Genomic DNA, 26210 nt, shown 5'->3' on the forward strand with positions numbered 1-26210 from the left:
TGAGATCCTTCAGCCAGTAATAATTTGATTTGTCAGGGTAGGAATCTGTTTCCACATTCCAATGACAAACAGCACGGCCATTTTAGACTATGGGCATATGCTGAAGTTCCACATTGCACTTGATCAGCAGCCATGTCCCACACTTGATTTGCATTCAGAAAGCCTTTCGCATCGCAATGCGCCCGTTACCCGCGGTATGGCTGAACTGGATGACTGCTACCCCTTAGTGATAAGAAATAGAATGAGGGCTCACGATAGTGTCCACACTCAACCTGTCCAAATCCACTCTGGAACAGCTGCTGGCAGCAAGACGCTTAATACGTGCAGAATTTAATGAAATCCTGCACCTCTCAGATGAACGCCTTGTAGAACAGTTACTGCATTACCGCGATATCAGTGATAACCCGGAAACTCAGGCCATACTTAGCCAATGCTTCGTTTCTCTTCAGTTAAACCAGACACCTGAAACGACTAACAAAGAGCTCCATCAATCAGCTCCTGATCTGTCAGAGCTATTAGAAAAGGCTGAAGCCGCTAAAAAACAAAAAAACGAATACAAGTGGTCCCAGATGGGGAGTGCAGTCTTTTATTTTGATTGATGGCCTTTAGCTCCCACGTTCAGCGTGGGAGCTTGACCTGGATCCTTTTGTGTATCGATGCTCTCACAATCAGTAGCAATGAGCTTAAACTTCCAATAACAGAAAATTGCTTTTTTCACGAGCAACCAGATTGATCAGTCATCTGTTTGTTTTAACCAGATAAGCTTCAAGAGTGATATAACCTACCACAGATTTAATTCAGCAGAGTCGGGCGCCTCAATAATAACCTCTGCAGAATCTGGCTCTTCAAAAATGACGACAGAAGAAACTGGTTGATTAATATCTAAGGGCGCAGGTCTTTCTCTTGCCATTACAGCAGGGCTCCTATCAGCAGCGCTCTCCGATGACGAGCGACCTGCTACAAATACCACTTTTGTTCGTGCAGAGGCTCCTGAAGGTCTGTCATTAACAGCGATTTTTGCAGAAACAGGGATGGTACCGACAGTGTTGCCCTTAATACTGGTAACGGCTTGCCCATCTGCATTGGTATGAACCTCTGATGCACCAAGAACGGCCCGAGAGTCTGCTGGTACACTGAATGTTACCTTAACATTCTCAACCGGATTGTCATCAGCATCAGTAACTGTCGCTACCAAATTCTTTGTTGCTGAGCCATCCGCAATCAGATCCCCTGTCACTGATGACAATGCTACGGACCTGGCAGGACCTGCTACAAAACTCACCTCAGTGGACAATGTTTTCCCTTTGTATTCTGCGGAGATTGTATAAGCCCCGGCCTTAACACTGGTAGCATCGACATTCACCTGACCCTCATCATTTGAGACATCTCCAGAGCCCTTCAGTGTTAAGCCTGGCACAGGAGGAAAGCTCACAATTTGATTCGATACAGGATTACCCTCGGCATCTTTCACCGTAGCAGTCACCTTAACCAGCGTACTACCATCCGCAATCGCAGGACTGCCAATGCCAGTAATACTGATGATCTGAGCAGTTGCCTGATTGGCCTTGAAAACAACGTCAATGGAGCGGCTATTACCTTGATAGTCCGCAGTAACCGTGTACGTATCAGCTATCGTACTGGTTATACTCGCGGCTACCCTGCCATCGGCATTGGTCACTCGAGCATGTTCAACTATCGTTAAGCCAGGAACACTTGGGAAAGTAACAGCCTGCCCTGGAACCGGATTTCCGTCAGCATCTTTCAACGTTGCGGTGACCACAATGCCGTCAGTTCCATCAGCCGACGATGGGCTACCACTTTCAACGATACTGGTAATTTCAGCTGTTTCCGGATTGGCATTAAACGTAACATTGATAGACTTCACCGAGCCATTCAACTCAGCCTTAACCAAATAGTCTCCAGCTTGAGTACTCGTTACTCGTGCAGTTACCTGGCCATTCATATCTGTTGCTTGTAAGGGTTCAGTGAAACGTAAGCCTTCAAGCGCAGGAAAGTTAACTGTCTGACCAATCACAGGGTTACCATCCGCATCCTCTACTGTCACTGTTACAGCAATTGGAGCCGAACCATCAGCCAGTGCAGGGCTGCCCAGTTCACTTATGCCAGCTATTGATGCTGTTACAGGATTGGCATCAAAGGTTACGTCTACCGACTTTGTATTCCCCTTGTATTCAGCAACAACCGAGTAAGTGCCAGCCCTGCTGCTGGTGGCCTGGATGGTAGCCTGGCCATCTGCATTAGTGGTCATCGCATTTTCACTGATGTTCAAGTCAACAACTGCAGGGAAAACAATCGCCTGTCCAGAAACCGGATTACCATGAGCATCCCTCAATGTCGCTGTTATGCTAATAACTGCTGAATCATCTGCCAGAGCAGGACTCCCCGCCTCTGTCATGCTGGAATAGGCATTATTGATCTCAGCGGTTGACACGTCCGCTTCAAAAACAATATTTACCGCTCTCCTTTTACCATTGTATTCAGCAACAACCGGGTATGTACCCGCCAAAACACTGCTCACTTTGGCTTCTACCTGTCCATCATCGTTTGTTTTTAACGTATCTTCAGCGATTGTCAGCCCGCTGACGGCAGGGAAAGTAACAGTCTGACCAGAAACCGGATTGCCATTCTCATCAGCTAACGTTGCTATAACTGAAACTTCAGAAGTGCCATCAGCCACAGCTGGGCTACCGATGTCAGTTAACAATGAATAGGCATTCGTAATATCTGCTGTCGCCGGATCAGCCGTAAAGGCCACCGCCACAGAACGCGACTTACCTTTATAGCTGGCAGCAACCTGGTAACTTCCTGCTTTAGTACAGGTAATGTCTGCCATTACCTGTCCATGCTGGTCTGTCATTGCGGCTCTCTGAGTAATGGTTAAACCTGGCACTTCTGGAAAGGTGACGCTTTCATTAGGGACAGGGTTTCCATGCTCATCCATTAGCGTGGCGGTTGCCGTAATAACCGTGGAGCCATTGGCTATAGCTGGACTCCCCGTTTCAACCAGACTTGAATAGACATTAGCGATATCAGCTGTCGCAGGATTATCGGAAAAACTGACACTTACAGAACGGGTTTTACCCTTAAAGTCCGCACTTACGGTGTAATCCCCCTCAACCATACTCAGAACAATGGCTACGACCTGCCCCTCGGCATTGGTGATCGAATTCTGCTCGGTAATCGTTAGTCCGGCAACATCCGGGAAAGTGACCTTTTGACCCGGTACAGGGTTCCCATACGCGTCTTTCAAAGTTGCAGTCACAGTAATCACTGCATTCCCATCAGCCAGAGCCGGGCTTCCGATCTCTATCACGCTTGAGAAGGTATTGGCAATATCCGCGGTGGCCGGATCCGCTGTAAAAGAGATATCAACAGGCTGGTTTTTACCTTTATAAGAAGCTGCAACGGCATAAGTGCCCGCCGCTGTACTGGTGACAAGCGCTTCTATCTCACCATCAGCATTGGTTGTAGCGTTCTGCTGCGCAATGCTCAACCCGGGAATAGACGGGAAGGTAACAGCTGCATCAGGTACAGGATTGCCGTATGCATCTTTTAATGTGGCCACTACTTTGATAACAGCACTTCCATCTGCCAATGCAGGACTCCCCGTTTCTATCACGCTGGAATGAGCATTCGTGATGTCTGCCGTGGCAGGATTATCGGTATAGACAATGGATACCGCTCGTTGCTTACCATTGTATTCAGCAGAAACCGAATACGTTCCCGCCACCGTCGAAGTTACCATAGCCACAACCTGACCATTCGCATTCGTCGTTGATGTGCTCTCGCTGATATTCAGGTGATCCACTGCAGGAAAGGTAACCATTTGACCAGAGACTGGATTACCTTCTGCATCCATAAGCGTTGCAGTTACGGTAATACTATCAATTCCATCGGCCACGGCTGGGCTGGCCGTTTCAATGACGCTGGAATGGTTATTCTCGATATCAGCAGTTGCTGAATTGGCAGTAAAGCTGATGTCGATGGGACGCGTTTTACCATTGTGCTCCGCAAGCACCGTGTAATTACCTGCTCTGGTACTGACAACACTGGCGACAACCTGCCCCTCAGCATTGGTTTTATTGTCTGGCTCAGAAATTGTTACCCCGGGAACTGACGGAAAGGTAACTATCTGGTCAGGAACTGGATTCCCTCTGCTATCTTTCAATGTTGCGGTTACCGTAATCACTGAATGGCCGTCAGCAAGGGCTGGGCTTCCGACCTCTGATGTATTCGAAGGGTGCTCTCTCAATTTGATAACTGACTCATAGGTTAGCTTCAACCTTTCCAGTCATGAACTCAGACCAAAGTTGTTCCCAGCGCCCCTTACTCTGGATCAGTGCTCTTGTTGTCAAAAGCACTTCCGCTCCTGTTGCTTTCCACCTCATTCCAGAACCACATAATCGTTGCTTTACCAGAGTCTTACAAGCCGCTTCAGTAACTCCTGAACCTATTGGCCAATGGCGTTTAAGCGCCTGATGATAATTCATTAACTGGTGATTGTTTGTAAAATAGCTCACAGCTTTGTAGCGCTTCTCTGTCAGTGCGATTGTCTTTTTCGGGAGCTCGGCTGATTCAATTTCCTGAAGGATTTTTTTGGCTGCTCCACGCTTGTTTTTCAAACTATGTAGCCTGTCTTCAAGCCACTGGTGTCGCTTCGCCTTACTGGTTGGAAACAGTGCTTCCGCTGCTCCAGCTAAATATTCAGATGCATGATAAAAATCGAGTATCTGCCCAGAGGTATGTTGTTTCAAATAACTCCAGTTTTCTCTAGCCCCGTCAGCTACCCCGATGTATGTGGCATTTGGGTAGAGTCGTTTTAGATCTGCAATCTCCTCGTCGAGCTTGCTCATAAAGCTTTGTTTACCATACTCTGGCGAACTGGCTGTATATATCGTGTGGAGCCTGTCTCCATCTGCAGAATATAGGCTCAATGTCCCACACATGGCTTCCCTCCAGCCTTCTTCACAAAGCAGCATGCAGGTTCCATCCAGACCAATGGCTATTGTTTCAACAGGCTCTTTTAGTGGAGGAAGGTGGTAGTGAGTGTCTTGCTGGTCTTCAATTAATGCACCTACTCTGTCCGATAAATGCTTGATATAAGAATTTGAAAGCGTCCTTTGATGGTTGGTCTCAAAATCTTCTTTTACCGCAGGCGCTGGCATCTGGCTGTATTTCCAGGCGATAGACTTGGCAAATTTGGGGGTAGCTGAACCAATAATACCGGCACGAAGATCAAGTGCTGCCAGAGTACTGCCACCTCTGACACCCTGATATACGGAGCGCTCCAAAGGTATACGACCGTATAAGGTTTCATAGTGCTTAAGAACCTTTCCTTTGTAGTTCCACTTCTGCTGATTAACGACGATAGGTTCTTTATTGGGTGATTCAAATAGCCCCAATAACTCTTTTGTTCCAAGCTGCCCGGCTTCATTGAGTGCACGCTGTAAACTATCTTCAAGATTCAGCATGTTGCCTGAATCTATAGAAACTTCAATTTGCAAAACGATGCTTTTGGTAGAGCTGGAAATAACAGAAGCGGGCATGACAGTTAACTATTATGAGTGGTGTTCCCATAGTAGCTGTGAAAATAGAGCACTATTGTTTCAATCATTCAGAGAGAGCACCCATTCGAATACTCATTGGTAATGTCTGCGGTAGCCGGATTCGCCGTAAAAGAGATTGTGACTGGCCGGACCTGACCTTTGTACTCAGCAGCTACTGAATATTCTCCAGCATCCGTGCTGGTAAAACTGGCGATTACTTGCCCATCAGCGTTGGTTTTATTGTCCGGATAAGACATGGTTAAACCAGTAACGGCAGGGAAAACAATTTCCTGATCCGGTACTGGATTACCATAAGCATCTTTCAGTACCACTGTTATCGCGACAGGTGCATGTCCATCCGCTATAGCTGGGCTGCCTTTTTCAGTAACAGATGAATCGTCATTGGTAATCTCTGCCGTAGCAGCATTTGCAGTAAAGATGATATTCACCGTCCTGCTCTTGCCATTGTGCTCTACAGACACAGGGTAAGTACCTGCCGTGAAACTGGTCACACCGACAAATACCTTTCCATCGTCGTTTGTAACACCGTTCTGTTCAGTAATGCTAAGACCTGTGACAGCAGGGAAGGTCACAGCCTGATTGGGCACAGGGTTTCCATCGGCATCCTTCAACGTCGCAGTCACGGTAATGACGGCAGAGCCATCTGCCAGAGCTGGGCTACCCGTGGCCGTAAAGGTGGAATAATCATTGGTGATATCTGCTGTTGCCGGGTTGGCGTTGAAGACGACCTCAACTGCCCGGCTTTTTCCTCTGTACTCTGCAGCAACAGAGTATGTACCTGCCATTTTACTGGTCACACTGGCGATGACCTGACCATCAGTATTCGTGGTAGAGCTCTGTTCCGTGATGGTCAGCCCGCTCACAGCCGGGAACGCAACCTCCTGATCAGGTACGGGGTTTCCATCGGCATCTTTCAATGTCGCTGTCACAGTAACGATTGCATTTCCATCAGCCAGAGCAGGGCTGCTGGTCTCAGTTACAGAGGAATGACTGTTGGTAATATCTGCTGTTGCCGGGTTTGCAATAAAGATCACTTGAACCGACCGACTTTTTCCCTGATATTCAGCACCTAAAGAATAGGTTCCGGCAACCGTACTGGTCACATTCACCCTGACCTGACCTGCAGCATCCGTAGTCAAGGCCTGCTCAGCAATCTTCAAACCGACGACCTCAGGGAAGGTGACCATCTGGTTAGCTACCGGGTTACCATAAGCGTCTTTCAGCGCTACGGTCACTTCAATCACTGCATTGCCATCTGCCAGTGATGGGCTGCCTACTTCTGTCACGGTGGAGTGTGAGTTGGTTATGTCTGCCGTGGCCGGATTAGCGATAAAAGAAATATCCACAGCCCGGGTCTTCCCTTTATATTCTGCAGCCACGGTGTAGACACCAGCTACAGTACTGGTCACTTTCGCCACAGCCTGCCCCTGCTCATCGGTTGTGGCGGTCTGTTCGACGATCCTCAAATCCGCTACTGCCGGGAAGGTAATCGTTTCTCCAGAGACAGGATTACCATCAGCATCCATTAGCGTTGCAGTTACCGTTACCGCGTCGGTTGCATCGGCCAATGCCGGGCTGTGGGTTTCCGTTACGCTGGAATGGGTATTGGTAATATCCGCTGTCGCTGCGTTGGCAATGAAAGTAATATCAAGAGACCGTGACTTGCCGCCATATACGGTCTGGACTGTATAGTTACCAGCAAGAGTGCTGGTCACATCAGTCACTACCTGACCATTATCATCCGTCATACCGCTAGATTCGGAAATTGTTATACCTACCACTTCTGGGAAATGAATTGCCTGACCAGCAACAGGGTTCCCATCTGCATCTTTCAGGGTCGCGGTTACCGAAATAGTGGAGATACCATCAGCCACAGCCGGGCTTCCAGTTTCCTCCAGCGAAGAATAATCATTAGTGATGTCTGCCGTCGCCGTATTGGCAGTAAATGTCACCGTAGCAGGTCTGGTTTTACCGCCATATTCTGCAGACACTGTATAAGTACCAGCTACTGTACTGGTGATATCTGCAAAAACCTGTCCATTTTCATCAGTGGTTTTAACAGGCTTGAAAATCGTCAAACCCTGCACATCCGGGAAGGTTACCACCTCACCAGAGACTGGATTACCGTACGCATCCTTCAACGTAGCGGCTATGAAAGCAGTATCAGCTCCATCAGCGATCGCTGAATCTTTATTGATAATGACCGTTGAATGGCTATTGGAAATGTCTGCTGTTGCGGAGTTTGCCTTGAAAACCAAATCCACAGAGCGGCTCTGATCATTAGATACAGCAGTCACAGAGTAAATACCTGACTTAGAACTGGTAACCAGTGCGGTGACCTGACCATGCTCATCAGTGGTCGTATTTTGAGGAGTAATGGTCAGCTCGAGCACCTCAGGGAAGGTCACAGTTTGCCCCGACACTGGATTGTCATCGTCATTTTTCAAGGTGACAGTCACTGTAACTGGAGCCGTTCCATCCGCCAGAGCCGGGCTACCACTTGCGGCCATTGAAGAGTAGGCATCAGACAGATCGCCTGGCGGTGGTGATGGCCGGTCACTGAATACCACATCAACTGATCGGCTCTGCTCATGGAACTCAGCCACGACGGTATAAGTCCCCGCCTTGGAACAAGTGACTTTTTTGGTGACCTGCCCGTTGGTATCGGTAGTACTGCTCCCCTCGTCGGTTATGGTTATGTTAGGTATTTGAGAGAAAGACACGGTCTGCCCAGCCAGAGGGTGATGATCAGCATCTTCCACCATGGCTGTTACCAGTATGAATGCCTCACCATCAGGCTCTACCGGGCTACCACGTTGGACCAGACTGGCAATGGTCTCACTGGGTTTGATCGTAATCGCAGCAGGTGGTGTAGAAATCACCTGCCCATTCTTCAATGTGACGACCCCCGTCAACTGGTACTGGTTGCTGTCTGCACTGGTTTGACGCTGGTAAGCAGGGGCATGGAAATAATCAATCTGATCTCTTTGTATCACTCCACTGCCAGCTGGAACGCCTGTAATGGCAGTACCAGAATATCGGATACTTGACACCTCAGTCGGGTTACTGAGTATCAGCCAGGAGCTCAGGTTATTGTCACTACCCTCCATCACCACATACTGGCTTTGTGTAAATCGGGCAATAAAAGCGGGTTCTTTTTTGCGGTACTCAAGACGAATATTATGGTCTCGCTCCACCAGTTTGAAGAGCTGAACATCCAGAGATTTTGATACCCCGACCTCACCTGGATCAATTTGCTTTTCAAAGGGAACACCAAAGACGTAGGTCACGCTCGCACCTACCGTCAACCCTTTTTCTCCTCCTTTCTCCCTGGAGTAACCTGCATTGAATGTCAGAAGTGGAACTGGCTGGTAGTTCAGGGCGACGTCCAACTGGTAGGGATCTTTCAGAGGATCATTTCCCGTACTGACCTCAATCATTTCCCCAAAAAACTGCTGATAGTTTGCAGTAATCGACAACCATGGAAAATCAGGCAAGTATCCCGTGATTCCAACATCCACCGCTCTGGCAGGACGCTCCATCAAAACCCAGTTTTCCAATGAGACAAACTGGTCATGACTGCCTTTCCATTGAGAAAGAGGAAAATAGAAGGTAACTATTCAGCACCCAGCAAAGGCGTATTGTTGTAATTTCGAACCGCTTTAAGAAGCGCCTGAAATATGTTCAACCCCTGCTTTTTAGCAGATGATAAATAGCTTCGGATTCGGGTAAACATGGTACCTCCGTCTTCGCTTCTGAAGCAGCCTGAGATCTTCTGCTTAAGTTTGGCCATCCTGGCATCACGTTCACTGCCATTGTTATCGAAGGGAATTGAAAAGTCCGACATGAAGCGCAACGTTTCAACCTTAAACTCAATAAGCCTTTTGAACAGGTTGTAGGCCTTGGTATTCCTGACCTTCTTACGTCCAAGCACCTGTCGTTGTTTTTCCATATAAGCGGTTTCCTTCGTGAGAGCCCTTTGAAGGATTTGGTCGTATATCGTCTCAATGCGAAGCTGTATTGCACCAGGCATTTGAGTCAGACCGGCTGCTTTGTATTTCTTGCAGAAGTGCCAGGAGAGCGTAAGCAATTTCATCAGCCGCAGAGCCAGCTTATTCGCATCCCTATCGACAACTCCCTGAAGCTCTCTCAGATGATGGGCATTACAAAGCACATGCACTGCCGCATAGGCAAAGTAGGACTTCCAATGATCGTGAACCAGAATGCCTGCAAAAGTCAGCAGGATGCCCATTGCATCCATTGCTTCACAACCTCGCCTTTCTGAGAGGTAGTAAAGCGTCCATTGGTCATCTCGCATAATGTGTAACCACCACAGTGAACCGTCAACCCGCATGCCAGTTTCATCCGCTCCTGCAACCGGACTTTCTTGTAAAGCATCGCGGATACTCTGCTCAGTAGAGGCCAGGTTCTCATGGGTATAGGCAACAAAATTGGCAACAGAGCCTGCGCTGACACTCATGCAATAAATAGTATTGAAATACTCAGACACCCGGTGATATGGGATGAAGTGATACTGGTTTAAATGAACAGCCATTGCCTGAGTCACTTCTCCGTATTGAGCAGCGGCTTTCACTCCTTGGGGAAACTCAGCGGTGTTCCGTTTACCACAAGGACATACTTTAACGTCTGCCCAGTACGCGGTAACTTCAAATTCTCCGGGTCTACCTGGATCAAAAACCTGTCGCTCAATGTATTTGGTGGGTTTAATATCGATAAGCGAAGACTGGCAACAGCAACATTTTTCAACCTTCAGATGCCTGACATAATCGGGTAAGGCGACACGTCTCAAACAAGAGCCTTGATGACCTTTCTGGCCACCTGGTTTATTGCCTGAAGATGGTCTAAGGCTTTTGGGGTTCGGTGTTTCCTGTGAGGAGCAGGGGGCTTCTTTGGAAGATGTATCACCTTTATCACTCCCTTTTTTACTGGGCTTTTGATAACCATCTGACGATGGTGGCTTACTACTGTTTTGACTGTTTTTATTAACCCTTTCTTCCAGTTCGCTGCAACGTTCCCGTAAAAGCGCATTCTCGGTCCGAAGCTCTTCATTCTCTTTAAGGAGAGCTTCGGTAAACGGAGTAGCTGGGAAGTCTGGTTCCATACTGGAGATTTGTTAGAAAAATTGAGTATAAGATGATGGTCGAAAAATCAGAAAATTCCAGATTTATATGAAGGGTGCTGAATAGTTACTAGGAAAGTTATCAACTCCCAGAGCTTTTAATGACTTTTCAACCTCTGCAACATCAACTCTATCAGCAGGCCCAACCAATACGCGATAATGGCCACCCTGCCGTCCAATATTGGATGTAACCATTCTGACCTTAAAATCTGGATTCACCTTCTTAACCGTCATTTCCAGCCACTTGATATAAGAATCTCGAGGTTTAATACCTTTATAAACATGAAAATAAATGTCTTCCGTTGAGCTCGATGAAATAAGCCCCTCACTTGCCGTTGATGAAAAATACATACCTACATCGGCCCCAAGGTACGTCAGAACTGGGAATGCATAAGACAGTGGACTTATAAATAACTGAAGCGCCACTAACAAATAAGCGACAATTTTTCTAAACATGTCTAAGTAGTCAAAGCTGAAAAGCTATTTAGAAATGAAATAAAGAAGAGGGGGAAATCACCTGAAGAAGTAATAGAATAGGAATTTGAAAATGGCAATTTTGAGATAGAAGTCCACGAACATTTTACATTTTATCGAAATTCAATCTCTGAGATCTAAAGCAGAAACCTCAAATCAGCCCATAAAACTAACGACAAGTAAACGATAATTCGAATAGATAATATTTTACTGAATATATTGCACTACCCATTATAAAACACTCGTAAACAGACCCTGCCTTGCAAGCTATTCATATTTTCACTTTAAGAGCACTCTCCCCTTGTGAGCTATTCTTGTTATTTATTGCTTCGAGTCCTTTCTGACAACTCATATTGAGCTTTTATGCTTTCGATTATCAGCCGCACATTTTCGGTAAACTGGTTCACCGCTCCCATCATGACCGTAGCAACTCTATCTGCCTCTGCAGCAGACCAGAGTATTGACACAGGGACTTACACAGAACCACTGTCGGCCACGAATGGAGACACCCTGACACTGACAGGTAATATCATCATCGACGCAAAGTGGGAAAGCCATTCATCAGCCATCAGCATGGATGATGCACGCCTGATCGGCTCATTAGATACTTTGTTGATCAACTTAGGAGGAGCCTCAAAATATGGTATAGAACTAAACAATAAAAGCTCAGCTGAGTTCTCAGGCTCCGTAACGGTTTCTTCTCATGAAGGACTGTCTGACACTATGGAGAGTCTGTTGATAGCGGACAGTAGAGCAGCTTTTCAAGGCCCTGTCTCTATCAATACTATTGGGGAATACAATATACCGGTAGAGGTGTTAGCTGGTGAAGTCACATTCAATAATAAACTTGATATCGTGACCGGTGGTCAACGCTCCTATGGCATACTCACAATGAGCATCGGGGGTATTTCCAATACGTATTTAAATGGCCCCAACAACAATCACAACGAGTAATCAGGGAGAAGCAATTTCCAATACGGGCGGAATCATAAACATCAATGCCCCCCTGACCGTTAACGCCAAAAATAATACCGCTATAGCCGTTGACGCAATGCCCAGTATTCAAGTCAGTACCGTTGGAACCCGAGCAACACATTTGCAACCAGCCAACCCACAGATCATCCGGTTAAATGGCCAGATTCAGCTTTTAAGTCCCGCCGCGTTGGTATTGCTTGACCTGTCTGCAGACTCACAGATTAATAGTCGCCTGAATATTTCTGAAGGAGAGATGCTACTTTCCTTTGACAGCCCTCATGCTCAGTTTTCTCCTGTGGCCGGCTCAACAGTTGGCAGTAAAGGGGCTCTGTCCCTGAATTTTGAGAACGGTGGTTTATGGCAAATGCCACTGACCGCTGAATTTCAGAATGATACGGTAACTGGCACTATTCCGCTGACCGTTCAATCTGGTGGACAGCTGTCAATCACCGGTAGCGGCACTATCCAGGGACTGGTCTCCACAACACTGGAAGCAGGTAACAGCCAGACTTATGTTCTGGTAAAAACTGAAAATGTTGATGCCAGCTATCAATATAATGGTATTGATGAGCTGCAGGCATCAACCAATACACCGGGATACAAACTGAACATTGAACAGCAAACTACCGACAGCTCAGGTTATCTGCTCGGTGTGCTGACTCGCGAAGAAAATACGCCAGGACCTCGGCCACCACTTCCTGCCACAGTATCACTGAGCTACCTACCACATCAGGCATTGCCTGTTAGTCTGATTGACCAGCTCACCTTTCGACAGTTGTTAAATAATATGGCAACAACACCCGACAACAGCCACCTTCAAACAGTACCGTGGGTTGGTATAAACAGTGGCGAAGTATCATCTGCTGACAGCTGGTATTTGCAAGTCAGCCCATTCCTGAGCAACCTGAAGGGAAAAGACTACAACCTATACAGTTTTGATCAGAGCTGGAAGGCTGATACTCGAGGGCTTGGCCTTCAACTATTGAAAACGCTTCCTGAAGGTTACGTCAGTGCCGGATTCACTATGGGTGACAGCAATGGCTTTACCAAGGGCTTACCAGAAAGCGTACAGAGCAACTCAAATTACAGAGCCGTTTTTCTGGGTTGGAGCCGATCAATATCACATGTTGATCTGCATATGCAGACGGCTTATCTGAACGGTCGTCACAACCTGCAACAATCCATACCAAATAGGCAGCTTCAGGCTCAGGTGGCGACTGACCTGACTGTGGCACAGGCAACGGTTCGCACTGGGCTGGCCATTGGTGACTGGCGGGTGTTACCTTCTGCCAGCTTATCCTGGTGGAACACTCAACAGAGTGCTTACCGACTGACTGTTGATGACACCGAACTTCAGATCAGTGGTGGGCGGCAGCACTTCTGGCAGGCAACCCCGCGGGTTGATCTGACCAGCCCCTTAATGCCAACAGTAAGCCCAGCACTCTCCTGGCAGATAACAGCTGATCTAGGCCATACGACAGTGATTGGAGAAAAGAATATGAGCACTCAGATTCGTGCGCATGACCAGAGTCCTGTCTCCATCCCACTGGCGTCACCAATGCTTGATAAACATTACTGGCAATCTCAGTTAGGGCTGCACGTCATTGGGAAACAGCTTGATGCTGCCATCAGCTATTGTTTGGACAAATCACAGCATCTATTTTCTCAGGCATTTACTGCCAGTGTAAGCTGGCTGTTTTAAAGAAATGTACCTCCCCCACTCATCTGGCATCAACTGATCGGATTCAATACCAGCCAATTTCCTTGAGGCGATCACATCAACAGCCCAATAACTGCTATTGGTGAATAGCCCCTATAGAACACCAGTATCTCCCAGTTACTGGAATAGTGGAAACAGCAAAAAAATGAAAAACGATACCAAGTGGTCGCCGATGGGCTGCGCCGTTTCCTATTTTGACTGAGCAAACAATCTGGTACACACATTAAGTAAACGACAACTATAATATTTAGCACTCCCGTTTACAGGAGCGTACCAATGCTCTCCCTGTTTGACGGCGCATACAGCTCATCCCCTCTCCCCCAAAGAGCTCGCCGTTTTTATCCGTTTTCCTGACACTGTTCATTTCAACACATTCATACGCCACTGATTATGGGTCTGGCGTCTATACCGAGAGCCTGAGTGCGAATGGAGAAAACTCGACACTTTCCGGGAATATAACGGTTAACCTCAGTTCAAGTGCCACAGGAACCGGGGCAGTATTTGCGGCTCAAAACGGGCAAATATCAGGAACGGTCGATAGTTTACAGATTCATTTATTAAGCTCTGGCCTTAATGGAATTGAAAGCCAGCAGGACGGGAAAATTGACCTGAATGGCCCCATATCCATAACCAACACCAGTGGTCTGGAACAAAACCATGGAATATGGACAGGTCTGGACCAGGGAATGCACTTTACAGGTCCTGTGGACATCAATCTTCAGGGTATAAGCTCCTTTGGTGTTGCTTCAATGCCAGGACAGATCACGTTTGATAACTCTCTGACAATAAATGTATCGGGAACTTACAGTGCTGGATTATACGCCTTTCCCATCAGTGATAACTCCGCCACCGTTCAGCTCAATGGGACTACGGATATCAATGCCAGTGATGACAATACTAATGCCCTGAGCATTTTAGGAGGGAGCGTATACATCAATAATGAGCTTAATGTATCCACCCACAATGGTGCCAGCGCGATAGAAATGGCAGCAATTAATCCAACATTTGGTAGCCTGCTGACCACATACAGTCCTTCTGACCCACAAGAGCCAAACCCTCAAAAGATCATGCTTGAGGGCAAGATTCATCTTTTTAATGGTTTCAATCAGATGATTCTTGATCTGGCAGAAGGCTCGATCATCAACAGCCAGCTGGATATTGCCCAGGGAAATGTCAGCTGGCAATTTCACAGTCCCAATGCAAAGTGGATTACAATTCCCGGTTCTACCATTGGCAGTCAGGGCAATCTGATCATCAATTTTGCCAGCGGAGGAACATGGCAGGTTCCTTTATCCCTTGATAATCAGTTGACCAATTCTGCTGCAGTAGCCCCCCTGATTATTGAGCAGGGAGGGGAGTTTATGGTCAGAGGCCAGGGAACCGTTCTGGGTAATGTGCAAACTGAATTACAAGCGGGCGAGCAGCAGAAATTTGTTCTGGTTAAGAAGAACTTTGCAGACAATGGTGGCTTGAACCTGGATCTGTCTACCCTATCAACTCAAACGGACAGACCTGGCTATACGCTAACACTTGAGCAACAGAATGAGTCTAATGAGGGTTATCTCTACGCCATATTAACAAATCCTGAAGAGCCTGCACCTCCAGATCCAAGCCATAAGACACTCCCCTGGACTCCACTGGGTCCCTCATATTCTTCTTCAATAGCACCCTCATCAGCAACGATTGCTCAGAACAGCGCATTCAGCCAGCAGCTTCCGGTCAATATGGTGGATCAGATGCTGGCCTCAAAACTCTTGCACAGCACACTATCAACGTCATTCTGCAAAAGAGCAGACAGCCCTGTTTGGATCGGGCAGTGCCTTGACCCAACCGATGAACCTTTCTCCTTATGGGCTCTCCCTCTTTATGACCGTATAACAGGCAGAGATTTTGATGTACCAGACGGGCATCTCGGCTTCAAGGCCAATATTCATGGGCTCGGCCTCCAACTGGTAAAAGAAACAAGCTGGGGCAGCATCGGTACAGGGCTATTTAATGGAAAAGGAGATATCAATTCCACAGAACTCGTCACCCCTGTGGATAGCGATGCCGATTATCTGGGTGGGCTGATCAGTGGCGCCTTACGTTTTTCTCCCTTTGTGATCAACCTCGGCGCGACTTATCTGCATACCAAACACAAGCTGCATCAATACAACAATGGCCAACACCTTAAATCGAATACAACACTTGATGTGGCTGGCGTACAGGCGGGAATGGCATGGCCCCATTATTATGGAGACTGGTTGGTGACGCCTGCTGCACACATTGAACTCTGGCATACCCACCAACCAGACAGTGAAATCATGGTAGACGGCAATGATCTCTACACACGCAGCAAAACCAAACAGAACTACAGACAACTACCGCTAAGTGTCGCCATTCAAGGACCTGACCTGATTTCCAGAGATAATGCCAGAGTTCAATTATTGCCCCAGCTCGATATTCGCTTTATTCCCACCTGGGGTGATCGGGAGCTGCAAACCGAAGTTTCGTTAAACAATAACAAAGGCTCTGGCGTATCCATTTCAAGTCCAAAAATGGATAGAACCAGCACAGAGCTGGGTATTGGACTGCAAATGACGGGGGAGTTTCTAGATAGCAGTATTCGCTACAGTGCACGACATTCATCACACATACTCGCACAACAAATCAGTGCTGATTTTGTCTGGAGATTTTGATTTCAGGTCACAATCTTAACAGGCACCCGACGACTCCCCCAAACGCCAGGCTGCTTTTCAAAAACACCGGCAACCGGTGTACCACACTGCTGACAGAATCCCTTACCTTTCGAAGCGTTAACCCCCCACTCACCCAACACATACCAGTCACGTTCAATGAGCATACTGTGGCAGTGATGGCAGCGAGTGCTACCACCATCAGAATCATGGACATTACCTGTGTAGGCGTACCGGATACCGTGGTTCATTGCTATTTTCTTGGCTCTGGTCAGCGTGGCAGCAGGTGTATTGGGGTGATCACGCATCTTCCAGTCAGGGTGGAATGCCGTGAAGTGAATAGGAACATCCACCCCCAGATGCTCAGCAATCCACTGACACATGTCGTTCAGCTCACAATCAGAATCGTTTTCACCGGGAATCAATAATGTTGTGATCTCAAACCAGACAGAGGTTTCATGTTTCAGATATTCCAGCGTTTCCAGCACCGGTTGAAGAGCCCCTCCACAGATTTTTCGATAGAAGCCTTCACTGAATGCTTTCAAATCAATATTGGCAGCATCCATGTAACGGAAAAATTCAGCTCGGGGCTCATCACAGATATACCCTGCAGAAACCGCCACCGACTTGATGCCCTTCTCTGCTGCTGCCTGAGCTACATCAATGGCATATTCCATGAAAATAATCGGGTCGTTGTAGGTATAAGCCAGTGAACGACACCCTGTCTGCTCAGCTGCTGCAGCCAGGTGTTCGGGCATGGCCTGAGCGGCCAGAGTATCCATCTCTCTGGATTTGCTCATATCCCAGTTCTGGCAGAATTTGCAGCCAAGGTTACAGCCTGCAGTGCCAAAAGAAAGAATTGGAGTTCCGGGAAGAAAATGGTTAAGAGGTTTCTTTTCAATAGGGTCGATGCAAAACCCACTGGAGCGTCCATAGCTGGTGAGAACAATCTGGCCATTTTCACAGGCTCGGACAAAGCAGAGTCCCTGTTGCCCCTCCCTGAGCTTGCAAGCCCTGGGGCAGACATCACACTGGATACGCCCATCATCCAGAACGTGCCAATAGTTTGTCGGCACATTACCGGCAGGCGTTTTTTCCTTGAGCATGTTCCCTCTCTCCCGATCAAAGAATATAACTCTGATCATCATCCTGAATATGGAACGAAGACTATAATTATAGGCTCTGCCAGCGCGATTTGAGTGGAGCTTGAAAAACAGGGGGTACCTTCACTCAAACTGCGTGCCCACAAGCCACTCTCGGGGGAGAACCCATAATGATTATTCGCCAACCTGCCGTCGCCGGGACGTTCTATCCTGAATCACCCAGTGCTCTGGATCATGTTGTCAAAGAACTGCTCAATGATGCTGACCCCAGGGATTTTTCACCCAAGGCCCTGATCGTTCCCCATGCTGGCTTTATCTACTCCGGTTCAATAGCTGCCAGCGCGTATCGTCTATTGAGCTCTATGCGAAAGAGTATCCGCCGGGTTGTTCTGCTGGGGCCTTGTCACAGGGTTCCTCTGCAGGGTATGGCGCTTCCTGCCTGTGAAGCATTTGCTACACCGCTTGGTAACGTACCTCTGGATGCAGAGGCTATGGCTGAGCTGAAGCAGTTCAGTCAGATACAGACCATTGATCAGGCGCATGCCTATGAGCACAGTCTGGAGGTTCAATGCCCTTTTCTTCAGGCCTGTCTGGATAACTTCAAACTGATACCCATTGTCGTTGGCGACACCAGCCCTCTGGCGGTGGCTGAAGTGATCGAATACCTCTGGGGAGAAGACGAAACCCTGATTATTATCAGCTCTGATCTGAGTCATTACCATAATTATGAAGAAGCCTGCTACCGGGATAACCAGACGGTAAAGGCCATTGAACAGCTCAGTTGCAATTTAACCGGTGGACAGGCCTGTGGCTGCTATCCTCTTAATGGCATGTTGAAGGTTGCCCAGCGTCGGGGAATGGATGTCATTACTCTTGATGTGCGCAACTCTGGAGATACTGCTGGCGATAAAAGCCGAGTGGTGGGGTATGGCGCCTTTGTTATTCAATAGACGATATTCTGCAGAACCTGAGCTGCATACATCCTATACAGAAGACTCCCAGCCACTGCCAGTGTAAATGAAGCAGTTATTCAGAGGCCCCGTTGGGTGACGATAAAAACCAGAAAGAGGCTTCCCATGCCTCTAACGAAGGAAAACGGGAATTTCTACTGTGCAAATCGAACCCACAGAAAACCAGAAAAGAGAATTGCTGCGCCTTGCCCGAAAGACGATCAGCGAAGGGTGTACACGGGGCTTGCCACCAGAGCAAATACAGGAACGGGAAGACCAGCCAGATGTATTTCTGCAAAAAGCAGCCAGCTTTGTCACTCTCCAGAAAAAGGGGATACTGCGTGGTTGTACTGGTTCGACTCAGGCTCACCGAACCCTGCTCGATGACATCATTCATAATGCCTTTGCCAGTGCATTTCGAGACCCTCGGTTTCCACCCGTTACTGAAAACGAATTACCAGAAATAAAGGTAGAAATATCCATATTGACACCCCAGCAACGCATGGAGGTTGCTGATGAGAGAGATTTACTGAAGCAATTACGTCCTGGCATCGACGGATTATTGATTCGCAACTCGCAATACTCTGCGACATTCTTACCCCAGGTTTGGAAGCAGCTCCCTAATCCAAGGCAGTTTCTGGCTCACCTGAAAAACAAGGCAGGCATGCCCCCGGGCATCTGGCCTGATGATATGGAATGCTTCCGCTATCAATGTGTGAAATTTGAGGAAAGGAGAGGTTAATAGATGAAATAAGTCACCGGGACAGGATCGCCCGATGACCATGATTTTCAGTAAACCATAAACGGGATCAATCAAACCACTTCAAACAGGAAGTGATTCTTCTTACCCAGTTTTACCAGAAAGAATCGACCGTACATTGCCTTATCAGCAGCAAAGCACTCAGGCAGGTTCATATTATCCGCAGCTCCACGGGCGATACCATTAAAGAACACGGCATTATTACCCAGCGCATCTTTAACCTGTTTGCCAGACTTCACCATACCCACTTCAGCAAACAGTTGAGTCATGGCCTGACCTTCCAGTCCAGCCCGTTCAATCGTGGCACTTGGCAGGCCATCCTGCTTCAACTGCTCCATATCAGTTTCTGAAAGCTGGGTAATGTCACCGGAAAACAGTGCTTCCGTAATTCGCTCAGCAGCCTTAAGACCTTCTTCCCCATGCACCAGGCGGGTAGCTTCACGGGCAAGAATTCTCTGGGCCTCAGGGCGCCCCTGACGTTCTGCGTCGGCTTTCTCAATGGCATCAATCTCTTCCATAGTCAAGAAGGTGAAGAATTTCAGGAAACGATACACATCTGCATCAGCCGTGTTCATCCAGAACTGGTAAAACGCATACTGGGAAGTCTTTCTGGAATCCAGCCAGACCGCCCCCCCCTCTGTTTTACCGAATTTGGTACCATCAGATTTGGTAATCAGCGGTACCGTTAACCCAAAGGCACGAGCCTTATTCTGACGACGGGCAAGATCAATACCGCCAACAATATTCCCCCACTGATCACTGCCACCGATCTGAAGGGTACAGTCGTAACGGCGGTTCAGCTCCGCAAAGTCCATACCCTGAAGCAGGGCATAGGAGAACTCAGTAAAGGAGATGCCAGAGCCTTCACGGTTCAAACGCTGCTGCACGGACTCCTTGTTGATCATGGCATTCACAGAGAAGTGCTTACCAATATCCCTCAGGAAATCAAGCACGTTCAGGTTACCGGTCCAGTCCAGATTATTGGCAACAACCGCGGAGTTGTCCCCACAGTCGAAATCAATAAACTGGCTTACCTGACCTTTGATTTTCTCTACCCAGCCAGCCACCACGTCAGGAGTATTCAATTGACGTTCAGCAGCCTTAAAGCTTGGGTCACCAATCAGGCCAGTAGCTCCACCCACCAGCGCTATTGGCTTGTGCCCGGCTTCCTGGAAGCGCTTGAGAACCAGCAAAGGAACCAGATGCCCCAGATGGAGACTGTCAGCAGTAGGGTCGAAGCCACAATAGAGCACCCGAGGCTGTTCGCTCAAATGAGCGTCCAGTTCCTCGACTGCAGTAGTCTGCGCGATGAGCTGGCGGGCCTGAAGATCTTTCAGCAACGGGTTTTGGCTATCGGACATTTACCTTTTCCTGCAACGATTTGGTGATTCAATCGAAATAAAAAATCAAGCCGCTCAAAATACAACAAAATCTCGCTGGAACAAATGCCTGAACTATAAATATATTTTCTTTAGTAGCTGCCAGCCTTTTGATGTCGTGGAATGAAGCTTTTAGGCAGTTCTAAAGAGAGAAACCGTGGTAAATTGGCATTTTGATAACAGGCGAGCAGCAGCAATCAATACATCTGAATACTCAGGTAAAAGTACACCCTACGTTAGTTATTCCTGACCTCAAGGTAGTCCAAGTACACTTGTGCCAATGAACTAAAACATTGACTGCCTATCAAATAGAACCATAGAGCAGTTCAGCCCTTCCCAAGTGACCCAGTCTCATTTGTGGAGATCCGCTGCATTTCTGGATGATAAGCCTTGCCACCATTGCTAAAGCAGTATGGCCAGAGCTCTATAAAAATGAATACAAATCAGGAGAATAGATATGAGTTTAGTTTCGGGTGTCGCAGATTGCGCCTACTTTGCCGCATCATCAGTATGGTCAGGAACTAAGGGCCTGGTCAAGACTGGTGCAACCTTGGCTTCAGGGGCCACTGAAATTGCTATGCAGCCAGGTCAGGCTGTAGCTTGCTTTGCTGGTTATGCCGTAGGTTATGCTATAGGTGCACCGGTTGGACTGGCTAAAGGGATTTACCACTGCCGTGATGGAAGCCGCAGAATGGACGTTGAGACTCCTCCATGTAGTCGTGGAGACAACCTGGAATTCCATGAGCGCGTGACAAAGTCGATCAAAGACTGGCAGGTCAGTGCTCTCGAATTGATTAACAAGCCGCTCTTTAAAAAATACGAGATATCATCCATCAGCGGTGCTTTGAGTACGTTGAGTGCGATGGCTTTGACTGGGGCTGCTACCTACGGGCTTGGCCTGCCTTTAATTATTGCACCGTTAGTGAATGCGCCAAAACTTCTTCCATTCAACACCCTTAAAACAGTGCAACCTAATCCAGAGCCTGCAACCTATGAGTTAACAAGCCGGCCTCATCCTGACACGGGTGTCGTAAGCCACTGGAATATCTTCATGGGCATGCAGTCTACGTCTAATCAGTCTACAGTTCGCATCGTGTAATCATCAATGAGTGAAAACAGCAACCTGACCGGTTGCTGTTTTTCCCTCCCATAACTCAGGCATAAAAGTTCAACATACTGCAAAGTCATGGAACAAAAGCAAACTTCCCCGGTCGAAAAAAGAGCCCCAAGGGACTCTAAATAGTTGACTTTTTTAGTCTTTCTATCATTTTCCCTCCAGATAATTCATACGCTGTAGCAGTCAAATGCTTCTGCTGACATATGCTGAACAAGTGGTTGATTATTATGGATATAATGCGATTCACCTCTCTATCATATGGACAGAGTAGTGGGCTGGAGCAGCAAACTCGTAACGCCCTTGGCGCTGGTATAAAGCTTGGGCAACACACTCGCAACACTTTGTGGTCGGGTATTAAAAAACAAGCTTGCAAAGCCTTGGAAATCTCAAAAAAGCTTGGGCAACAATCTCACAACACTTTGTCCCCGGGTATTAAAGAACGAGCTTGCAAAGCCCTGGAAACCGGAATAAAGCTCAGTGCCACAATCAGTCAAACCGCTTTTTATTTGGGCAGGCACGTCACGAGCCTTACATTAGGTGCTGTCATTGGCTTTCTGCACTGGCTGGGCGACTCAAGCCCAACCGAGAGAAACCTTGCTGATCGCCAGATAAATGCTTCCCCCCTGACTGGTATCCCTTATCTTGAAAAGGTTGTTAGTAATCTTAGAGCTTGTAGAAAGTCCGTTATTGATGGTGCATACCAAAGGGATTACCTCAGTAACAGAGCTCCTGATAATCCGACAGAAGCAACCATCCGCGGTACAGAAGAGACCAGTAACATACCTGATCAATATTTGCTGGTATTCGGTAAGATCCCAGAGATAGTAGGAGGGGTCATTCTCACCTACCTCACAACAATTGTTTATGCGGCGCCACTGCTTTACTTCCTGCCGGCTCCGTTACTGATCGCGTTAATACTAAATACACCCTACCTGCTCGATGCCGAGCCCTTTGGAGGGCATGAAAATTTCATTCATAAACTGCTCAGGAAAGAATAAATTCAGGGTCATCGCTACCAGAAATCAAACACGCTGGATGTTTTTACAAGCATCTAACAAGCAATCTTCCAGATATTTTTACCTGCCTTATGCAACAGGGTGTCCGGCAAATCCCCTACCAAGATTTACCCCGCATCAAATATACATCAGCCAGCGTGCCTGAAAATTCATCCATGGTTTAATATTACCTCCGGCTCAAAGCTCAATTCTCCTTCTATACGTCCAGGCCACCAGTACTTCCCATACCATCCACAAAATGATTTGCGATAAACAAGTCACTCATAAGAAAAAATAATAATTGACGTTCAGTTGACGCATCTTTTCTGACGGATATGACTTACAGTGTTTTTTATCGTTATAATTTACTTATCAGCACATTGCAGACAGCGTTAACAACCTTAATGAATAAAGCCATCCCGAGAGGCGCCACCCGAGTGAACCAGCGCCTGAAACAATTCCCCAAGCGACACTTGCTGCTGGCAAGTACTATCGCTGCCAGCATCATGGGAGTGATGGCTCTTCTGCCCTCTGGTGAGGTAGAAGCTAAGCGCAGCGAAATTCCAATGGCCATTGATGCGTTTCAGTCTGAGGAAACCGTTCCTGAACTGGCCAGCAGCACAACAACTTCCCAGCCTGCTCCATTTATCAACGGGCAGAGCTCCGATACAGCAGAAGCCTCTATCAAAGAGCTGGAGCAGGAAGCGGAAGCCAAAGCACTGGCAAAAGCCGCATACGACCTGGAACAGCAGCTTGGTACGTGGCACAACGTTACCATTAAATCCGGTGATAACTTATCGGCGATCTTTAATACTCAGGGGTTAAGTGCCAGTGTTGTCTACCAGATTGCCAACACACCCAAGTATGGTGAAACACTTGCTCGAATCCGACCAGGTGAATCCCTTGAGTTTCGGATTAATCAGGAAGGTAGCCTGACCCAATTACGCTATGTCAAATCCAAACTGGAAAGTATCTTCTTTAACAAAGAAAGTGATGGTTATCAGGCTGAACTGGTAACCTTGTCACCGGATATACGCCCTACCTATGCCAGTGGTACCATTGAAAGTTCCCTTTTTCTTGCCAGCCAGAGAGCAGGCCTTTCCCAGAATCTGACCATGGAGCTGGCGGGCATCTTTGGCTGGGATATCGATTTTGTTCAGGATATTCGCAGTGGTGACAGCTTCCACCTGCTCTATGAAGAGAAGTATCTGGAAGGTGAAAAGCTGGGTGACGGCAATATTCTGGTTGCCAGCTTTACCAACCAGGGGCAGACGTATACCGCTATTCGCTATACCGATAGCAATGGTGATACCGATTATTACACCCCGGATGGAAAAAGCATGAAAAAGGCCTTTCTCCGTACTCCGGTTGACTTTACCCGCATAAGTTCCCGATACAACCCAGACCGGCTTCATCCAATCTTCAAAACCAAACGCCCCCACAGGGCTGTTGACTATGCAGCCCCCATGAATACTCCCATCAAGGCAGCAGGGGATGGTCGGGTCAAGTTTTCCGGCTGGCAGAATGGCTATGGAAACGTAGTCTTTATTGAGCACCCCAACAATATTGTTACTATCTACGCTCATGCCAATAAGCTGGCAGGGTTGAAGAAAGGACAGAAAGTTCGCCAAGGTCAGGTTATTGCCTATGTTGGCAAAACAGGATGGGCAACAGGTCCCCACTTGCATTATGAGTTCCGCGTCAATGGCGTTCACCGCAACCCCATGACGGTCAAATTACCGGATGCAGCACCTATTGCCAAAAGTGAAATGGCTAACTTCAAAAAAAGGTCAGAGCTGATGATTGCAAGGCTTGAAAAGCAAAGTGAGACACTGCTGGCTACGCAATAATGTTCCATCAAACCAAAAAGACTCCGGGGCACAGAGAAAGTATTATCTCTTCTCTGTGCCCCGGAGTCTTTTTGGTTAACAATGATACTCAACAACCTTTCCTCCCAAGGGCAAACCATGTCAGATATCTATATAGGCCTTATGTCAGGTACCAGTCTGGATGCCATGGACGCGGTTGCTGTTCGCTTCGATGACAATCACCCGATTCTCATTGCCAGCCATACCACAGAGTGGCCGTTAAAGCTGAAGGAAAAAATTCAGCGGCTTTGTCAGCCAGGCAATGATGAAATTCGCTTAATGGCTGAGGTTGATCCGGCCATAGCTTATATTGCCGCTGAAACCGTCAAGTCACTTCTGGATAAAGCCGGGCTGACTGCAAACCAGATCAATGCCATTGGCAGCCACGGTCAGACCATCAGGCATATACCAGAGTTCGGCTATACCCTTCAGATTGGTGACCCTAATATACTGGCAGAGCAAACCGGCATTACCGTTGTTGCCGATTTCAGACGTCGGGACATGGCAGCTGGTGGCCAGGGAGCCCCTCTGGTACCCGCCTTTCACCATGCCGTTTTTACCAGCAAAACTTCCCACCGAGTGGTCGTCAACATTGGGGGAATCAGCAATATTTCTATCTTGCCGGCTGCAAATAGTGGACAAAGCTCCGTAACTGGCTTTGATACCGGCCCTGGCAACCTGTTAATGGACTATTGGTGTCAGCAACAGTGGCATCAACCTTTCGATAAAGACGGCTTTCATGCTTCCCAGGAGCCTCATGACCCCATCCTGCTGGAAACCATGCTGAGCGAACCATTTTTCCGGCTGGCAGCTCCCAAGAGTACCGGCAGGGAACTGTTCAACCCTGCCTGGCTGAGCTCAATGCTTGAAGGGTTTCGCGGATTATCCCCGACCACCATACAAGCAACTCTTTGTCGTTTAACGGCTCGCTGTATTGCAGATGCCATAAGGCAGCATGCACCAGAAACAAATGAAGTGTTTGCCTGTGGTGGTGGCGCTAACAACAAAGTTTTAATGTCTATGCTTAAAGAGGAAATGCCTGACAGACGACTGGGTTCAACTTCCGAACTGGACATTGATCCTCAATGGGTTGAAGCAGTCGCCTTTGCCTGGCTTGCCAGACAGAATATATCGAAACTGCCCGGCAATCTGCCTGCAGTTACTGGAGCGTCTGGCCTACGTCTGCTTGGTGGCGTTTATCCAGCATGACCCCGTTCTCTTGAAAGCCGACCGCTTGATGATGACTACCCAATAAGAATATATGAGACTAAATTTCATCTAAACACTTACTTTGAAACACTTTATCGCAAGGAAGGGCAGCCTCCTTTCATAGCACCTTGGAACTCCCTCCTTCACACTATTGAGGTACGCTATTATTCAGCTGTAACTATTCAGCACCCTTCATATAAATCTGGAATTTTCTGATTTTTCGACCATCATCTTATACTCAATTTTTCTAACAAATC

17 protein-coding genes are annotated in these 26210 nt (G+C 47.6%); 10 read left to right on the plus strand and 7 right to left on the minus strand.

The genetic code is table 11. The features are described from left to right. Positions 1 to 257: 257 nt before the first annotated feature. Positions 258 to 599 (plus strand): hypothetical protein, encoded by a 342-nt coding sequence (locus ACOCLE_RS14930; protein WP_419533137.1) that lies wholly within the window; start codon positions 258 to 260, stop codon positions 597 to 599. Between the two features lie 182 nt (positions 600 to 781). Here the strand turns inward: ACOCLE_RS14930 and ACOCLE_RS14935 are convergent, their stop codons facing one another. The 5 genes from ACOCLE_RS14935 to ACOCLE_RS14955 form a co-directional block, all read right to left on the minus strand. After that, positions 782 to 4210: an Ig-like domain-containing protein gene (locus ACOCLE_RS14935; RefSeq protein WP_419533138.1), complete on the minus strand. Its 3429-nt coding sequence runs from the start codon at positions 4208 to 4210 to the stop codon at positions 782 to 784. 76 nt (positions 4211 to 4286) lie between these two features. Further along, positions 4287 to 5567 carry an ISKra4 family transposase gene (locus ACOCLE_RS14940; RefSeq protein ID WP_419532972.1) on the minus strand — a complete coding sequence of 427 codons (1281 nt, stop codon included), beginning with the start codon at positions 5565 to 5567 and terminating at the stop codon, positions 4287 to 4289. 68 nt (positions 5568 to 5635) lie between these two features. After that, entirely contained in the window at positions 5636 to 9148 is a 3513-nt protein-coding gene (locus ACOCLE_RS14945) for an Ig-like domain-containing protein (protein WP_419533139.1), read from the minus strand. Between the two features lie 56 nt (positions 9149 to 9204). Beyond that, positions 9205 to 10710: an IS66 family transposase gene (gene tnpC, locus ACOCLE_RS14950; protein WP_419532963.1), complete on the minus strand. Its 1506-nt coding sequence runs from the start codon at positions 10708 to 10710 to the stop codon at positions 9205 to 9207. Positions 10711 to 10773: 63 nt separating this feature from the next. After that, entirely contained in the window at positions 10774 to 11184 is a 411-nt protein-coding gene (locus tag ACOCLE_RS14955) for an SPOR domain-containing protein (protein WP_419533140.1), read from the minus strand. A 381-nt stretch (positions 11185 to 11565) separates the two neighbouring features. On the opposite strand from ACOCLE_RS14955, the gene ACOCLE_RS14960 reads away from it, so the two are divergent. The 3 genes from ACOCLE_RS14960 to ACOCLE_RS14970 all read left to right on the plus strand — a co-directional run bounded on the left by ACOCLE_RS14960 (position 11566) and on the right by ACOCLE_RS14970 (position 16575). Next, positions 11566 to 12156 carry a hypothetical protein gene (locus tag ACOCLE_RS14960; RefSeq protein WP_419533141.1) on the plus strand — a complete coding sequence of 197 codons (591 nt, stop codon included), beginning with the start codon at positions 11566 to 11568 and terminating at the stop codon, positions 12154 to 12156. Continuing rightward, the gene (locus tag ACOCLE_RS14965; RefSeq protein WP_419533142.1) at positions 12128 to 13879 is read left to right on the plus strand and encodes an autotransporter outer membrane beta-barrel domain-containing protein; all 1752 of its coding nucleotides are present in this window, start codon (positions 12128 to 12130) and stop codon (positions 13877 to 13879) included. The genes ACOCLE_RS14960 and ACOCLE_RS14965 overlap by 29 nt, the downstream gene beginning before the upstream one ends. A gap of 767 nt (positions 13880 to 14646) precedes the next feature. Then, positions 14647 to 16575, plus strand: coding sequence for a hypothetical protein (locus ACOCLE_RS14970; protein WP_419533143.1), 1929 nt, complete (start codon positions 14647 to 14649; stop codon positions 16573 to 16575). 2 nt (positions 16576 to 16577) lie between these two features. On the opposite strand, the gene amrS is transcribed toward ACOCLE_RS14970, so the two are convergent. After that, on the minus strand, positions 16578 to 17678 hold the full coding sequence (gene amrS, locus ACOCLE_RS14975; protein WP_419533144.1) for an AmmeMemoRadiSam system radical SAM enzyme: 1101 nt from the start codon (positions 17676 to 17678) through the stop codon (positions 16578 to 16580). A gap of 167 nt (positions 17679 to 17845) precedes the next feature. Between amrS and amrB the strand changes: the two genes are divergently transcribed. Further along, positions 17846 to 18625 (plus strand): AmmeMemoRadiSam system protein B, encoded by a 780-nt coding sequence (gene amrB, locus ACOCLE_RS14980; protein WP_419533145.1) that lies wholly within the window; start codon positions 17846 to 17848, stop codon positions 18623 to 18625. 160 nt (positions 18626 to 18785) lie between these two features. Then, the gene (gene amrA / locus ACOCLE_RS14985) at positions 18786 to 19367 is read left to right on the plus strand and encodes an AmmeMemoRadiSam system protein A (protein ID WP_419533146.1); all 582 of its coding nucleotides are present in this window, start codon (positions 18786 to 18788) and stop codon (positions 19365 to 19367) included. 71 nt (positions 19368 to 19438) lie between these two features. On the opposite strand, the gene tyrS is transcribed toward amrA, so the two are convergent. Then, positions 19439 to 20746 carry a tyrosine--tRNA ligase gene (gene tyrS / locus ACOCLE_RS14990; protein ID WP_419533147.1) on the minus strand — a complete coding sequence of 436 codons (1308 nt, stop codon included), beginning with the start codon at positions 20744 to 20746 and terminating at the stop codon, positions 19439 to 19441. Between the two features lie 475 nt (positions 20747 to 21221). Here tyrS and ACOCLE_RS14995 point away from each other — a divergent pair, with 475 nt between their 5' ends. The 4 genes from ACOCLE_RS14995 to ACOCLE_RS15010 all read left to right on the plus strand — a co-directional run bounded on the left by ACOCLE_RS14995 (position 21222) and on the right by ACOCLE_RS15010 (position 25953). Continuing rightward, a complete protein-coding gene (locus tag ACOCLE_RS14995) occupies positions 21222 to 21863 on the plus strand; it encodes a hypothetical protein (protein WP_419533148.1) in 642 nt (213 codons plus the stop codon). 221 nt (positions 21864 to 22084) lie between these two features. Beyond that, positions 22085 to 22879, plus strand: a complete 795-nt coding sequence (locus tag ACOCLE_RS15000) for a hypothetical protein (RefSeq protein ID WP_419533149.1) — start codon at positions 22085 to 22087, stop codon at positions 22877 to 22879. A gap of 401 nt (positions 22880 to 23280) precedes the next feature. Then, entirely contained in the window at positions 23281 to 24726 is a 1446-nt protein-coding gene (locus tag ACOCLE_RS15005; RefSeq protein ID WP_419533150.1) for an OapA family protein, read from the plus strand. Positions 24727 to 24843: 117 nt separating this feature from the next. Beyond that, positions 24844 to 25953 carry an anhydro-N-acetylmuramic acid kinase gene (locus tag ACOCLE_RS15010; RefSeq protein WP_419533151.1) on the plus strand — a complete coding sequence of 370 codons (1110 nt, stop codon included), beginning with the start codon at positions 24844 to 24846 and terminating at the stop codon, positions 25951 to 25953. Positions 25954 to 26210: the final 257 nt, after the last annotated feature.

It is taken from the genome of Endozoicomonas sp., from assembly GCF_965196975.1.
Lineage (GTDB): Bacteria > Pseudomonadota > Gammaproteobacteria > Pseudomonadales > Endozoicomonadaceae > Endozoicomonas.